The organism is Lactiplantibacillus herbarum, from assembly GCF_001039045.1.
Classification (GTDB): Bacteria; Bacillota; Bacilli; order Lactobacillales; family Lactobacillaceae; genus Lactiplantibacillus; species Lactiplantibacillus herbarum.
Window position 1 is genome coordinate 76652 of record NZ_LFEE01000019.1, and the last position, 15128, is coordinate 91779.

Genomic DNA, 15128 nt, shown 5'->3' on the forward strand with positions numbered 1-15128 from the left:
TATTTTTAGGATCAATCATATTCCTGTAATCACTGGCTGAATAGCTTCTTAGAGTCGTCTTTTTCACTGACAACTTTCATGCTACCTAAAACAGTCCCCATAGGTACCCAAGTTATTTCGTCAAAAGCAATTTATTGTCTAATACTAGTAACTATCAGCTTTTGATTGACCCGGCAAAGCTCCCACACCTCAGTAAAGCGTTCAATATACGCATTATCGTACAGATTCTGGTTATACGCCGCCGATTGATTGTCATACTGAAAATAATCACGCGCCTGAGCCGTAACCACGATTTTAAGCTTTTTGGAAAATTTAGTGCGTTCTTGTCCTAATTCAAGGATCACCAATCCCTCTAACTGATCACGCTTATGTTTCTTTGCATACCGCCTCAATATTCGTCGCTGCTTACGAAAATACCGCGATGACATAACACCTCGTAACGTTTGTATATCGTTAGTCGTCCATGCCGTTTCAACTTGATAAAAAAGCGTTTCGAATTCGGTTTGAACATCTGTCGAGACTGACATCACATTATTAGGATGCACGCGGTTAAATCGATATTGTTTTCTGGTACGTAGAAACACTGGAACAAAGGAAAGGACGACAATCCCGCCAAAAACAACCATAGCTATCGGACTATAATAATTCCGCCCGTAGTAACCACGACGATTATAATCATCATATGAATTATCGTATGTATTGGATGTATACGCACCCGTTGATGTGCCACCATTACCCCCACTATTATTTCCACTAGTACTGCCACCAGCTCTAGCGAATGCCACGACTGGGCATATCAGCAACATTACCAACACGCTCAAGCTAACTGTTGAAAACCACTTTTTCAAAATAAAACGCCCCCATTTTTGATCTTATACTCTACCTAAACACAACTTGCTTGTACCAGCTCACACTGCCACTAATATCAGCGCTACACATAATCACGATTGCAGTCATTGCTCATAGATGATTTACTACTAGCCTCACCATAATGAAATCCTATAAACTATCACTATACAGTACTGTACATTTTTAATAGATTCTTTAAATTGTATCATGGGTTCTCCAAAATATTTGTAAAGTTTTTGTATCGTTGAGTTACAGAGCTTAATGATAGTCAAATTAACCAAGATGCAATGCAGCCACTGCAAAAGTTAATTCAAACGTATACAACTTAAACCAATTTGTGAGATATAAAATAACCAGTCTGTGAAATCGCAACTTTTCACAGACTGGTTATTAATTTAGTCATTTCATTAACCGTTGAAGTTTATTTATAGAGTTCATCCTGTGCCAACCACTTATGATTCTTCACCATTTTCCCACCAGTTGTTGGTGTAAAGTTAACCTCATACGCTGGACCTGGATTAACCGCAGTAATCGTCCCGTGGGCACCTTCCATTCCGGCCATATGATTAGTTAACAAGGTGATTTTCTCACCAACGTGATAACTCTTATGATCACCGCCTAATTCATTCTTAGTGATCCACTTATGGTTTTTAACCATCTTATTAGTTTTCGTTGATTTGAAGTTAACTTCATATAATTTTGTTTGATAGACACCGACGACCGTAGCTTTAGCACCCTTCATGCCTGCCATATGCGTTGCTGACATCTTCACACAACTGCCAACTTTATACTTGGGATTTTTATCCTTCGTTAACCCACTAATTTTAGCTTGCGACTTCGTAGTCGTCTTAGTACTCGTACTACTTTCTGAACTACTACTACTTTTCTTGTTCGCATTGCCACTCGTTCCACAAGCCGACAAAGCTAACCCCAACGTCATTACCGTAACAGCTAATTTAAATTTTTTCATATTTAACGTCTATCCCCCTAAAAACCTGTATCTTTAACCTAACTATGCTTGCATTCATTCACTTCAGCACCACTAGTTGCTTCATTCTCACAGCGCCTCCTTTTCCTGCCTACAATTAAATCGTACATGACATGAGTCCTTTTTATCAAAGCAACACCACCATATTATTCACTCAGTTAATTTACAAAAACGATTTATAAAATGGCCTTCAAACATCTCCGGACAGCAGCCACTAGTATCCCTATCTAGCAGTCCTACAAAGATTATCGTGGCCAATAATTGATATTTTTCAGCCCTTTATCTTATTAACCCTAAAAGTCTAAATCAGTTGCTTAATTTATTCGATTATGTCCATAATCTTTTACTTGTGATAACCAACAAGTAAGTGCTATAACGTTAGTAGCTTAAGGAGGCTACGTTATGAATCAACCAGATGCCATGAAAATTTTATCCGATTTAGTTAAGATTCGATCAGTTAACGATAACGAATTAGAAGTCGCACAATACTTAAAAAATTTATTTGACCAAGCCGGGATTGAAAGCAAAATCCTGCCATTAGGTGGCAATCGCGCCAACTTGGTCGCTACTTTAGGACAAGGCGAACCCGTACTGGGTGTTGCCGGTCACATGGATGTCGTGGATGTCGAAGCCCAAAACTGGGACAGTGATCCTTTTGAAGTCGTTCAAAAAGGCGATAACCTTTACGGCCGTGGTGTTGCTGATATGAAAGATGGTTTAGCTGCTATCACCATCGCACTAATTACTCTCAAACAGAACAAGGTTCCATTAAAAGGAACTCTCAAGTTTTTAGCAACTGCGGGTGAAGAAGTCGGTCAGATTGGTTCGGAACAATTAACTGCAGATGGCTACATGAAAGATGTTTCAGCCATGCTAGTCGGCGAACCAACTGGCTACCGGATTATTTGTGCCAACAAGGGCCAACTTAATCTAACCGTCACTTCTAAAGGTAAAGCTGCCCACAGCTCAATGCCTAAACTGGGTAATAATGCCGTTGAACACCTCTTACAGGCCTTGCAATTGATGCGCACTACTTTTGATAAACTATCCACTGGCGTTACTAATACCGTGATGGGTGAAACCTTGTATAACGTCGATGTCATTAATGGTGGTAACCAGGTTAACGCCATTCCAGGTCTAGCAACAGCCCAGATCAATTTACGGACCATCCCTGAATTACCTAACGCTAAAATTGTGGCTGCTCTACAAACTGCCTTAGCCGATTACAACCAGTCAAGTAATGGTCAAGTTGAATTAACCGTCGATATGGACGTCATCTCAACTGAAGGTAACCAAGATTCTAAACTGATCAAGCTGATTCAAGCTGTTGGTCAACCATATATGGCTCATCAGAATCTCAGTCCAGAAGAAATGAAACGTGATGCCGCATTGCTCAAAATGATTGATATGCCATTCTCCGCAACTGAAATCCTAACCATGAGTGCTTCTGGTGGGACCGACGCTTCGCAATACTTGGTTGATCAACCAGTCGGATTTGACTACGCCGTCTTCGGTCCTGGTAATGATACGCAACATCAAGATAATGAGTACACCTCGCAACAGATGTATTTTGATTTTATCGAAATCTATCAAGAACTCTTTAAACAGTATTTAGCCTAAATTTGTTAATACCAAATTAAATATTTGACTGATACATGATCAATTTAAATAGCCGTCTGAAGTTGGATTTTTATCCATTCTCAGACGGCTATTTTATCTCGTTATTTATCAACAATTGAAACTTTTTTTCAGTAAACTTCGGACTTCTCATTCGAAACAAACCAGTTAGTAATTTCAACGTTAAGCTAATGCAGCGGCTAAAGGCAGAGGCAAGGCCGCCGGTTCACGCACAATAATCGCATTTTTCTTTGACCACCTAGTGACGTACATCGTCGTGTGCCCCATTACTGATAGCGAACCGATGCAATGGCGACCACTTGCTCCCATGATAATCATTGCAACATTATTTAGATTTGATAACTTGGTTAATCTTTTTGACGGATTACCGTAAATGACAGTTGAAATAACATGCTTAACACCAAGCTCAGTCCCCACTTTGTAAAAATTACGATTAAAGTATCGTGCTAGTGACTCTTCACGTCGCTGTGCTGCCAATCCTGGCCATTCTTTGGTATCCACAACGTGCACTAGGTAGAGCGCTTTTTGTAAGCGAATCGCTAACATAGCTGCTTGTTTTACAATCGATAAGGATCGGTGCGTACTATCAACCGCTACTAAAATCACATTATCTTTCATATTTGGTTCCTCCTGAAACAACAGACACTATTCTAACCACTTAAACAATCCAGCGCTATCAATTTTAATCAACGTATCACTGCAGTTTAGTTCACTGTTCAATATAGTCACGTGCGCCGTTCGGCTATATTAATGCTCCTATTTAATGATTACACAGTTAATATCAGGTTATCAAAACAAGACGGTTAATTTAGCCAATTAAGATGGTTAATTTACATTTTTCTTCACTCTCCGCTTAAGAGCATAAAAATTAATTAGCTTTTTTACTTTAAAAATAGTGTGGTCCCTCTAAAGTAGATTTACGCTACCTCAGAGAGACCACATTAAGTTCATGCCTATTTATTCTTTTTCGCCGCCACGTAATTTTGGCGTGCATCTTTTGAATCTTGTTTCATGGTTGGATAAGCTTTCTTGATATCATTTGCACTGATCAAAAAAAATACAATTATTATTACTTCAATTGGAACCAGAATTAAACCCATTAGTGCAAGGTAATTATCCCCGTTACCCCCATTTGCGATATCATTCGTTAATACTGGAAGCAGTAACAATGAAATCACGTTTGAAACGTACACTAAGACCGGCGCAACATACTTTCTTTTCGATACTAAGGCCAATTTACTTGCAGTAAAGTTAGCAATTACCGTTAATATAAGTATGACACCATTAAGTCGAATATTATCGAATCCCAGAAGAGCAGCAGCCATGATAATAATGAGCATGATTGGAATACCTAAATAATAACCATATACCTGATAAGGCCTACTCTTAACCTTTAGTTCTTGCCGTGCAACTTTTAAATTTTCTTTCAAAATTATTCCCCTTAAATAAATTTTGTTATAATTAATAATACCATCTAAACAAAAGAATGTAATTATAATTTTATAAGTGTAGTTTTTTAGCTATTGACCTCACTTTAAGTATTCTTGAAGTAACTTTATAAACTACTATCAAACTACAGTTCACAAAGAAATGCACCGATTCATCATAAAAGTGCTATGCTGTTATCAAACGTTCAAGAATGGAGTGTATTCATATGGCTCAAGCACTAATTGTAATTGACATGCAGCAAGCGTTACAGGAACTAGCACAACGTGATCAGGTTATTGACACCATCAACCACCGCATCGATCAATACCGTGCTTTAAACCGACCGATTATTTTCATTCAGCATACCGAACCGGGGATGGAAGTTGCCAGCCAGAATTGGCAGCTCTTTCCTGAAATCCATGCTCAGGGAACCGATACTTATTTCATTAAAACGCAACCCGATTCTTTCTATCAAACGGGACTTGAATCTTTTCTAAAAATGAACCAGCTAAGACACATTGAAATTTGTGGCGCACAGGTCGAATTCTGTGTTGACACCACGACACGGATCGCCTTTCATCTAGGATTTAAGATTGACCTCTTAATCGATGGTATTACGACGATGGATACTAATTATTTATCAGCCAGTATGATCAAACAGCATCATGCCCACATCTGGGAACACCGATTTGGTGAATTTGTGGATGTCACTACGCCGTTAAATTAACTTTACGTCATCAAAAAATCTTCAGTTAAAAGACAATTTATAACTGTCTTTTAACTGGAGATTTTAATTTAAAAATTAATAATTTTTTGCCAATTCATCACTTTAATATACCGGCCGCGTTTCTCCCTGTGTATCCGCGTCGGCAATCCCCACGCTATCATTGTTCAGATAGCCCGGATCAGCAATGATTTTCACAATTACATCGGCCATACTCTGCCGTGATCCTGAAACACCTAAGTATGGATCATGCTTGTGTGTCACAAGATACTTGACTTCATCGCGGTCATTCAACCATGGAAACCGTAAAGTTGTATATGACAAACCAGATTCCGCTAACAATTGATCGGCATTAATCGCGGCTTGTAATCCTGACTTAACCATCTCGTAGTTCCAGCGACCATATTCACCCGGAACTTCATTATATAAACCTAACAAACTGGACTCAACAACTCGTTCAACGTGGTTAGCCTGCATGGCCTTCACCACGTTTTTCGTAATGATATTGTCGGCCGTATGATCCACCATTGCCACATAGACAAGATCCTGCCCCTGCATGGCACGATTAATCAACTCATAATCGGCCAAATCACCATCAACTAGGGTTACGCGATCATTAGCTGCAAAGTCACTCAACCGCTGACTATTCCGTAAGACAAGAGTCAATGCCACGTTGGGCTGTTCGTTCAATACTCGTTGCGTTACTAACCGAGCAATCTGACCGTTGGCACCTAGAATTAAGACTTTTTTCATTATACAATTCCTCCTATTAACAACTGTTGGCATAGCTGATACTCAACTTTAATTCAGTACTTAGCTTAAACCTTAAAGTTCACTTCAAGGCAAGGATAAAGTTTGAATTTTTCAACATTTATCTTTCAGATTGCTAAATTCATCTGTGCCAGTATCAACAGTCCTATCAGATAAATACTAAATTATGATATTTTTAGACAGTAAAGGCCCGGCATACGGGCCTTTACTGTCATATTTAACATTTACCTAAACATCATACTCGGTAGCCTTAATCCCGGCATTCATTAAGTCATACGGATCCTTCATCGTTTCACTGTCCCAACTTGCAACCCCGACGACTAATCTGATATCTAGATTAGCCAAGTCAACGTCACTTTGCGCGGCCTCAGTGAACTTGGACTTAATCCGATTGGCCGCAATATTAGCCCCGTCAACGTCTGTAAATAACAAGACCGCCCACGTTGGATTGTTATGATCAATCAAATAAGTAATATCATTACTACGCATAGCCGCTTTGATAGTATCCGAAATAACGGTCAGCAAACTACGTAACTGATTATCACTCATCATACTGCGTATTTCTTGAAAGTATCGAATCCGGACAATCATCGTGGTGACAGGCAACTCAAAGCGCCGATTAGTTTCCGTAAAGACCGCGGTATCCTCAATGTAAGAGACCATGGTTCGCAGATTGGTATCAGCATCGAAAGCCCCTCGTTCAACTAAATCCGCCTTTAACTTGGCATTGACTGCTTGTAAATGCCGTAGATGTGCCGTCATACCATAAAAACTGACGGACAACCAAATCGGTAATACTAGCCAAAAACTCAGTTCCCACGGAAACCCCGTAGCGCGAGTCTCGTTGAGATAGATCATAACCAAAGCTTGAAGGAAGATAAACCCAAAGTTGACCACCATTCCCGCAACGATTCCTTGGAAATAGGTCATCAGAATCAAGACTAGCGTTACACCAAGAAAAGCTGTATTAATCAACAACGGGCTAGTCAGCGCCATCGCAACGGCCAGCACACTCATCCCCGCTAAAAAGGCCAGCAAGTATAGGTCAGTAATCACCGTTTCGTGGTTATTATTTTGCATGTCGCTGCCTCCTTTGTGGACCGCTGTGCTTGTGCCATAAGAACCCAATCATCACCAAGATCAGTAGCATGATACCACCAGCAATGGATAAATAAATCAATAATTGACGATGTTGTTGCAACACTAAGTCCGTGTTTAATTTAGCATCAATCCACTTGTCTTTCTTAAAGCGGTACCCGTAATGATTATTATCCGGATCAACCACAATCGCATCACCCGTGTACTGTTGAATGTTTCGTTGATAGTTGATCTGAGTTGACGCGAGATACGTCGCATTACTCGTTCCACCCGTAACGACTAGTAGCCCCCGTTTAGAATTATACGGTGAGCGTAGTAGCTGTGCTGTCCCCACCGTCTTCGCGTAACGTGTTTCTAGGCTCAACTTTTCGTTGGAAACAAACCCAGTCTCCGACGTATTATATTGGAAATACAACTGATTATTCAACTGTCGAATCAACGGTGTTTGTTTAGGCGTTCCAAAAGCAATCACGTTCGCATTTTTCAAAACTTTCTTGCTAGGTGTCTTGGTATAAAATTGGATTGTGCCCGTATTTTGCTGGGCGTAGTTCCCAATCAAATTAAAAATATTCGTGAGCGTTTGAAAATCAGCTGTCGTTAATGTCTTCGGACGCATAACCGCCAGATGATCATACGTCTGATTCTTCAAAAACAAGCTAGGGTAATTACTGAACAATAATGTGTTCCCCGTAGCCGACTTAACATTAGCATACGAGCCACTCTCAACACTAGCCCACGGCGTCTGCGAATCATTGGCCGTCGTACTCGTACTCATTGGTAAGTCAAAGGCCACTCGCACCGTAAAGCTGTGACCTAATGCCATTCCTTTAGGTAAATGAACTGTTAACGAGTCACCGTCAGCCCGTTTAGCCGTCAGCCGTTTCGACCCAATCGCTGTATCGTTCACGTAAACCGTCGCCAAAGAATTCTTAAAGTTCAAGTTCTTCGCGTACCGCAACTTCAAAGTGACCGTAGAACCATCCGCATTATTACGATCAATGGGCAGGTTTACAAAGTAACTGCGCTCCTGATGGCCAGCACCAGTAATCTTATCGGCGGAACTGGTTAACTGGTAATGCCCATTGTAATGTAGTTCCGACGTAAACGTCTTCGTCTTTTCCGTGACCGTTTCGCTAGAATACTTGGTCTCAGTCATCAGCTCCTGATTCGCCACGAACCGAGCTGCTTTTTCCAAGCCTTTATCTGTTGTCGCAGTCACAATCAGATAATGCTTCTGACCAGAGTCATAGCGTTGAATTTGCGCCGCTTTCGCTACTGACTGACTCGACACTTGCCGTTTGAATTCAGCTGGTAAATGGTCATACTTCGCAATAATCAGCTGATAATCCGCGTCCTGACCACTCTTCGTACTGAAGGGTGTAACTGGAATTTGCTGATTTTCAGTCGTAATCACCCGTGATTCACCCGTTAAAGCATACATACTAGCCGTTAATTCCGCATTGGTCGCTTGTTCCGGCACCCGAATGACACTGTTCTGATTGGCAATCGTGTCTGGCCCCGAAAAATGGTCATAGAAGGAATCGATATTTGCCGTTGGCGCTATCAGCTGATAGGCAAAATTAACCGTCGAACGACTATCCACCGTCAACCAATTGGCGGGCGTCTGAGCAACCCGATAATTGGTCTTACCTTTCTGATTCAGGATCTGACCAGAAAGCGTAATTTGATTTTGCCCCTGCAACAAACGTAGTGGAATCTCGATACTCTTCGTTTGTAAGCCCGTCTCCTTGTCAGGACGGAACGAATAGAATTTGACCCCGTTCACCGCCACCGTTAGATCCGAAGTCTGCCGGCTGGATAACTGTGAAATTTGAAAGCTTAAATTTAACGTCGCTTTCTTGACATTCCAGTAGTCCATTTTGATAAAATACGTACTCATACTGACAGCCTGTCCAGAAAGCGTCGTGGTGGTATTTTGAAACGGCTGCGTATAGGTTAAGTCAGCCGTCTCATTTTTCGCTTGGACGTTACCACCGAAAGCCATCATGACACAAAGGCTTAGAATCCCGACAATAAGTTTATTGATAGCGTTTGGTCTTATACCATTTCGCTTGTTGATGAAAGACTTGTTCACGAATATACCCCACCATTCCAAATGCCGCCACCGCTAGCCACATCTGACTATAGACAACGTACATAAATATTATGATCAACAGATTACTAAACGTCATTTCCCCTTTTTCAGTCGTAATCGTTACAAACGTACTAATGACGAATAAACCAATAGCAAAAATCCACAATGAATTATTGAATCCTAGCAAACTAGAATGCGCAATTCCCGCCACCGAAAGCACAAACACCGAATCTGACAAAATTAACGACGTCATTAACAAGAAGTAGACTGACAAAAAGTACAATAAATCGAACCGAATCCGGTTACCTTCCTTGCTAAAAACTAGCCCGAGATTCTTCAGGATGACATAGATGTTTCCCTTCACCCAGCGCGTTCGCTGATGAAACCACACATCCAAAGTCTGCGGTTCCTGTTCCCAAGTGACCGCAAGTGGCTGGAAGTTAATGCGATAGCCCCGACGGTAGACTTGGAAACTAATTTCAGTATCTTCAGCCAACGCCTTAGTATCCCAGCCACCGATGTCTTCTAACAGGTCCCGGCGAATCACGTAGTTGGTACCCGGAATCGTACAGAGTTTGAATAGCTGTAAACGTCCGGCCTGCGCCATCCACTGAAAGGACAACGTTTCGACATTGATGAAGCGGGTTAGTAGCGAAGCGTTCTTATTACGCGTCCGAAACTTGCCAATCACCGCACCGTACTGATCATCTTGAAGCAGTTCTGCAACCAGAATCCGTAGTGCATCCCGTTCTGGCGTATTGTCCGCATCGTAAACGGAGATCACGGTTCCCTTAGCCTGTGCCAACGCAATGTTTAACGCATTTGATTTTCCCTTACCACCCGTTTCAGCATCAGTATTGATCACCGTTAGATTCCGTTCCGGGTAAGTCTGTTGAATCTGTGCCAACAACTCTGCCGAATTATCACTGGAGTTATCGTTGATCACTAGAATTTCATAGCGATCATGCGGATAATCAAAGTTCAATAATGACAGTACCGTTCGAACAATTACCACACCTTCGTTATGCGCGGGGACCATGATGGACACGAATGGTGCCGCTGCTGGCAACTGTGGCGTTGGCGTCCGCGCTAATTTTAAATAGTGCCAGTAACCCGCCATCGTCAAAATAAGATTGACGACTAGAATTCCCCAAATCACCAAGATGGCGATAAAAACTAAGACATCTAACCAACTCATAAAATCCTCCTACTTTCGCATAAACATTCGTCGATAAACTCGTCCGACCCAGTACTAAGAAAATCACTAACACAATAGTTGTCACCGTGAAGAAACCGAATAAGACCCATCCTTGTAGCTGGAAGAAGCGACTAAGTAAGACCTTCGTCTTCACCTTGGGTTGGTAACGTGGCACGCCACTAGCCTTAGTTTTAACCGTAACCTGCCGACCATTAAGATAATACTGCCCCAGTCGATACTGGAAGCTTGCGGACGCACTATCGATCTGTGTTTGCCAACTAGTCGCTGGATTTTCCCACGTCAACGACGTATTAGTGATTCGTTTAAGCATTGCAGTAACGCCTTTAGATGAATCTGGCAGGGCCACCGTAATGGCTGTTGGCATCGCAAATCTTAAATCAGCCTGCGTGACTTCCTGCCCATTTTTGACACTTTGAAGTGACGCCAAGCTCAACCCATAGTGAGCCGAAGTAAACGTGGTTCCAAGATTATCCTGCTTAGCAAAAGTCGTAGTCGTTGGATCAGGTAATAAGATGACGTGGTTAGCATGTTGAAGTCCGTAACGCCGTAAAATTTCATCTTGATTCCAAAAATTGCTTGCACTGATGCCAACCGGAAATACCTGCCGTTGTCCCAACTGATTTAATTGCGCCACCATCGTCTGATCCAGAGTGTTCCCACTCTGAGCATTCGCCGTTCCAACGTAGGGCGCCTGCAAGAATACCACACCACCATCTAATTCAACCTGTCGTAAACTAGCTGTAAAAGTCTGAAACGCGTGCATCGTCGTATTTTCCGCTGTCGAAGTGGTACTAACGGCAAACGGGATGTTCGCACGTTTCAAGGCGTGACTCACTCGCGTCAATTGTTTTAAATCAGTATAGGGCGTCACTCCTGTAATCGTGAGTAGTGGCCGATTGCTCGTCGTTTGATGAAATAATTGGGCTACCATCCGACTAGCCACCACAAAACTAAAGCCGCTAGCCGAAAAGTTTGGCAAATAGCCATATTGCCCCCGAATTGTACCGTACGCATATTTATGTTGAACCGGCGCCTGTGTCGTTAACTGGCCAACCGTCTGAACCCCAGAGCCAGTTGCCGTCAGTATCGTGATATCATCGCTAAAGGGTAACAACTGATGCTGCGTCCCATCGTACAGACTGAACTGCTGATGATAAAGCTGATGACGCTTGCTGTGTAAAGCATCCGCTTCAGTTTGACTCAACGATTGACCGACATGCAATTGCGTTCCAGTAAAAGCTTGACGATCCTTGACAAACGCTGCGTTAGTTAAATGCCCCTGTGGCCAATTCACTAACGTCACGACGCCCTGATATTTTTTAGTCGTGAGTTGCCCCGCATAGTAATCGCTTAAACGTTCTGTTTGCGCCTTTAAACCGATACTGGTAAACAGCCGCTGCAGGCCATCCAATTTTTTTTGACCATTTACGGTCGGGTTAATGGCGTCATAGACAATCAAGACCCGCTGCGTACTCGCTTGGGCCGTCAGTGTGGTTGCCCATCCCAGCCATATCCCACAGATCAAGAGCAACCAAAATCCTAATCGTTTGATTTTCATTGCCCCCGGTCCTTTCCAATCTCACCGGCTGTGTCCCACAACCGATGATTCAAAATATCTGCGATAAACATGACTAAAATCAAATCTAAACTCATTGGCACCATGAAGAGATGTTTTGCCAGATCGGCATCGCCATCCCCAATAATCGAAATAATTGGAACGAAGATAAAAATGGTCAGTAGTCCAATCACCAAGAAGAAACGCAAGACACCAGCGGAACGGTGACGTTTTAAATCCTGATAAGCACCAACACCAAAGACTAACGCCAACGCAACAGCCAGTAAGAGATCAAACGCAAATTTCTGTGGAAAGAATGCGCCTGCCATAGTACTAAAACCCGTAAAATACGTCACCTGCGCACCAGCCGGTTTTCCAGCAGCTTGCGTATAGTCGCCCACCGCTTTCACCTGCGTAATCATCATGTCCTCGGCCACAACATCCAATTGTGCTTGAAACTGCTGCGGATTATGCCAGTAGTATTCGACGATCCACATAAAACTATATTGATTATTTAAATGCTTCTGCACGTAAGCCGAGCTTGGTTGAATGGCCGTAAAGTTCTTCGGATAGTAGTCTTGCCCCTGTATCAGTGCATACTGCTCACTGATACCCTGCTTCTTGATTTTCTTACTGGGATCAGTGGTATGCATCAGAACCCCGTGCGTAAAAGCTTGGTACTTGTTGATGTCATTGAACTGCTTAGTAATTAAGGTATAGGTCAATACCCCAGTCACTAAGATACCGGTAATTCCTAGACCTAGCCACAACCATTGCGCACGATGCCGAATCACGCTGAATAGGCCAAGGCTCACGACGACAAAACTCAATGCTAACGGTGCATTTTGCTGCTTATTCGCAATCAACAGCATGACACTGACAAAGTACAAGATAATCAGCCATAACTCATGCTGATAGCGGTGCCTAGCCAGTAAGAGGATCGATGCAAACATATAGATTGTCAAAACGAACATGCCCGGTTCCGCGAAGAACGAGTTGAAATAGAGTGTAAAAGAGGAATCGGCAAAGATAAACACCACCAACAGTGCAATCAAATAACTGCGAAACTTCCGATAAGGATGAGTTAAGCCTTCCGTCAACAGATAAATACCCCCGAGATAAGGTACGTAGTAAACCAAGCCCATAAAACGGAGATCAAAGACGTGATGACTGTAGAACAGTTTATTTAAAAACACCGCCGCCTTGACAAATAACGGTTGTGATGAGAACACTGCAGCCGTTGTTTCGTTGTAATACTGCATGATTCCCAGCTTCGGATTGACATAGCTGAGCATATGGTAATTTTTAAATTTATAAAGACCGTTCACAAAAATTGCTCGGTAGTAATCACCATTATCAGCTAACCCATGAATGGGTTCAACAAATAGCAGAAGACCGACAATGATAGCCGCCAAGATGGTCGCCAGTAAGGCTGGTGATAGATAGCGCGCAACTAATTGACCGCTACGCTGAATCGTTTGTTTTACTCGTACCATTTCGCCAGCCCCCCTCGCTGTTTAAAAATCAGCTGCATTTAGCGCGGTTAAATTACTGTAGGAATAACTCTGCAGTGTTTTCGCATCGCCAATGCCCCCATAGATGGCACTAGTTTTCTGCACCACTTGACCTGCCCAAACCAGTTGCATGGCTTGTCGGTAGTGTGCTTGATCTTTTTCTAAGGAGAAGATCATTGCCGCCAAAGCATAGTTAGCAACCGACGAGCCACTATCAACCACACTTCCAGCCGTCGAATAACTGTTAGCTAAGTCTTTGTTAGCCACTTGTTGCTGTAACCAACTCAAGCTAGCTGCTTTCAGCTTACCCACTTCTGCTAAATGCAAAAGTACTTCTAACGCTTCTGATGTGTTCAAGTTTTTAGCAGAATATGCTTTGGTATCCCGGTTATAACTTGCTGCATACAAAGGAAATACATCGCCTAAATAGCCATTTTGAATTACCTTGAGTTGTTGCTGATAAGCTTGCTTTTGTTTAGTGGTCTGATTCTCATAGTAGTGCAGGGCTTTTAGATCAACGTAAGCCAAACTTAACGTTGTAGCCGCCTGCTTGGTTTGAACATCGTAAAAGTCCGTCAACTGACCATTCTTAATAGCCCCTTGCGACAACGCCGCAAAATGGTTGGCCGCCGTTTGCTGATAGTGCTTAGTCTTAGTAAGCGCGTCATAGAGATTCAATGCCCGGATAATTCGTAAGTCATCCAGTGTCGCATTCACCGCAAATTTTTTCTTGGTCCGCGGATCATAGCGATAACTAAATTGGCCGTTATCGCCAAACGTCTTGACAGTTGCTTGATAAAAGGTCCGAAAAGCTTTGTATTGATGATGTTGTGCTAAATACGTCAGCCACATCCCAGCCGATTCACTTAACATCTCGTGACCGGTAGCGGCAGCAGTTTGTCGTTTGGTCGTATCCACATAATTGGTATAAATCCCCTGACTAGTTGCCATCTTAGTTTTAATAAAATTAGCCAGTTGTTGTTGGTTTCGTTGATCAGTCGCTGTATGTAAAGTTGTTGAGCGAACAAACGTGGTTGGTTCAGTCTTGGGAGCTGTCCCAGTAACTGCTCTGCGTCCACAACCGCTAAGAAGTAATGACACTCCAGCAACGATAATGAACAGCAGTCTTTGCCCTACTTTCATGAATATCTCCTTTTCTACTTCCAGATAAGTCCAGTACCACAATCAATATTAACGAATTGGTCACCTTTATTTAGTCACTAAAGGTTGAAAGTCCCAAAACAACTTA

General features: G+C 42.4%; 13 protein-coding genes. 2 read left to right on the forward strand and 11 right to left on the reverse strand.

Going from position 1 to position 15128, the window contains the following annotated elements; genetic code table 11:
- Nucleotides 1-131: 131 nt before the first annotated feature.
- Both ACG95_RS06700 and ACG95_RS06705 read right to left on the reverse strand, forming a co-directional pair.
- Nucleotides 132-848, reverse strand: a complete 717-nt coding sequence (locus tag ACG95_RS06700; RefSeq protein ID WP_047999784.1) for a Tim44 domain-containing protein — start codon at nt 846-848, stop codon at nt 132-134.
- A gap of 422 nt (nt 849-1270) precedes the next feature.
- Nucleotides 1271-1819 (reverse strand): YdhK family protein, encoded by a 549-nt coding sequence (locus ACG95_RS06705; protein ID WP_047999785.1) that lies wholly within the window; start codon nt 1817-1819, stop codon nt 1271-1273.
- A gap of 420 nt (nt 1820-2239) precedes the next feature.
- On the opposite strand from ACG95_RS06705, the gene ACG95_RS06710 reads away from it, so the two are divergent.
- Complete coding sequence (locus tag ACG95_RS06710; RefSeq protein WP_047999786.1) at nt 2240-3457, forward strand: ArgE/DapE family deacylase; 1218 nt, start codon at nt 2240-2242, stop codon at nt 3455-3457.
- A gap of 180 nt (nt 3458-3637) precedes the next feature.
- On the opposite strand, the gene ACG95_RS06715 is transcribed toward ACG95_RS06710, so the two are convergent.
- Nucleotides 3638-4093, reverse strand: coding sequence for a universal stress protein (locus ACG95_RS06715; RefSeq protein WP_047999787.1), 456 nt, complete (start codon nt 4091-4093; stop codon nt 3638-3640).
- A gap of 335 nt (nt 4094-4428) precedes the next feature.
- Nucleotides 4429-4905: a hypothetical protein gene (locus tag ACG95_RS06720; RefSeq protein WP_047999788.1), complete on the reverse strand. Its 477-nt coding sequence runs from the start codon at nt 4903-4905 to the stop codon at nt 4429-4431.
- 224 nt (nt 4906-5129) lie between these two features.
- On the opposite strand from ACG95_RS06720, the gene ACG95_RS06725 reads away from it, so the two are divergent.
- A complete protein-coding gene (locus ACG95_RS06725) occupies nt 5130-5630 on the forward strand; it encodes an isochorismatase family protein (protein WP_047999789.1) in 501 nt (166 codons plus the stop codon).
- A 102-nt stretch (nt 5631-5732) separates the two neighbouring features.
- Here ACG95_RS06725 and ACG95_RS06730 read toward each other — a convergent pair whose 3' ends face one another.
- The 7 genes from ACG95_RS06730 to ACG95_RS06760 form a co-directional block, all read right to left on the reverse strand.
- Complete coding sequence (locus ACG95_RS06730) at nt 5733-6380, reverse strand: NAD(P)H-binding protein (protein ID WP_047999790.1); 648 nt, start codon at nt 6378-6380, stop codon at nt 5733-5735.
- A 246-nt stretch (nt 6381-6626) separates the two neighbouring features.
- A complete protein-coding gene (locus ACG95_RS06735) occupies nt 6627-7478 on the reverse strand; it encodes a hypothetical protein (protein WP_047999791.1) in 852 nt (283 codons plus the stop codon).
- Nucleotides 7468-9591 (reverse strand): cellulose biosynthesis cyclic di-GMP-binding regulatory protein BcsB, encoded by a 2124-nt coding sequence (locus tag ACG95_RS06740; protein ID WP_173425512.1) that lies wholly within the window; start codon nt 9589-9591, stop codon nt 7468-7470. Before ACG95_RS06740 ends, ACG95_RS06735 begins: the two co-directional genes overlap by 11 nt.
- Nucleotides 9536-10711 (reverse strand): glycosyltransferase family 2 protein, encoded by a 1176-nt coding sequence (locus tag ACG95_RS06745; RefSeq protein WP_237756470.1) that lies wholly within the window; start codon nt 10709-10711, stop codon nt 9536-9538. Before ACG95_RS06745 ends, ACG95_RS06740 begins: the two co-directional genes overlap by 56 nt.
- Nucleotides 10614-12368: a hypothetical protein gene (locus ACG95_RS14750; protein ID WP_237756469.1), complete on the reverse strand. Its 1755-nt coding sequence runs from the start codon at nt 12366-12368 to the stop codon at nt 10614-10616. The genes ACG95_RS06745 and ACG95_RS14750 overlap by 98 nt, the downstream gene beginning before the upstream one ends.
- Entirely contained in the window at nt 12365-13861 is a 1497-nt protein-coding gene (gene wsfD, locus ACG95_RS06755) for a glycan biosynthesis hexose transferase WsfD (RefSeq protein ID WP_047999793.1), read from the reverse strand. Before wsfD ends, ACG95_RS14750 begins: the two co-directional genes overlap by 4 nt.
- 21 nt (nt 13862-13882) lie before the next feature.
- Nucleotides 13883-15022: a hypothetical protein gene (locus ACG95_RS06760; RefSeq protein ID WP_047999794.1), complete on the reverse strand. Its 1140-nt coding sequence runs from the start codon at nt 15020-15022 to the stop codon at nt 13883-13885.
- Nucleotides 15023-15128: the final 106 nt, after the last annotated feature.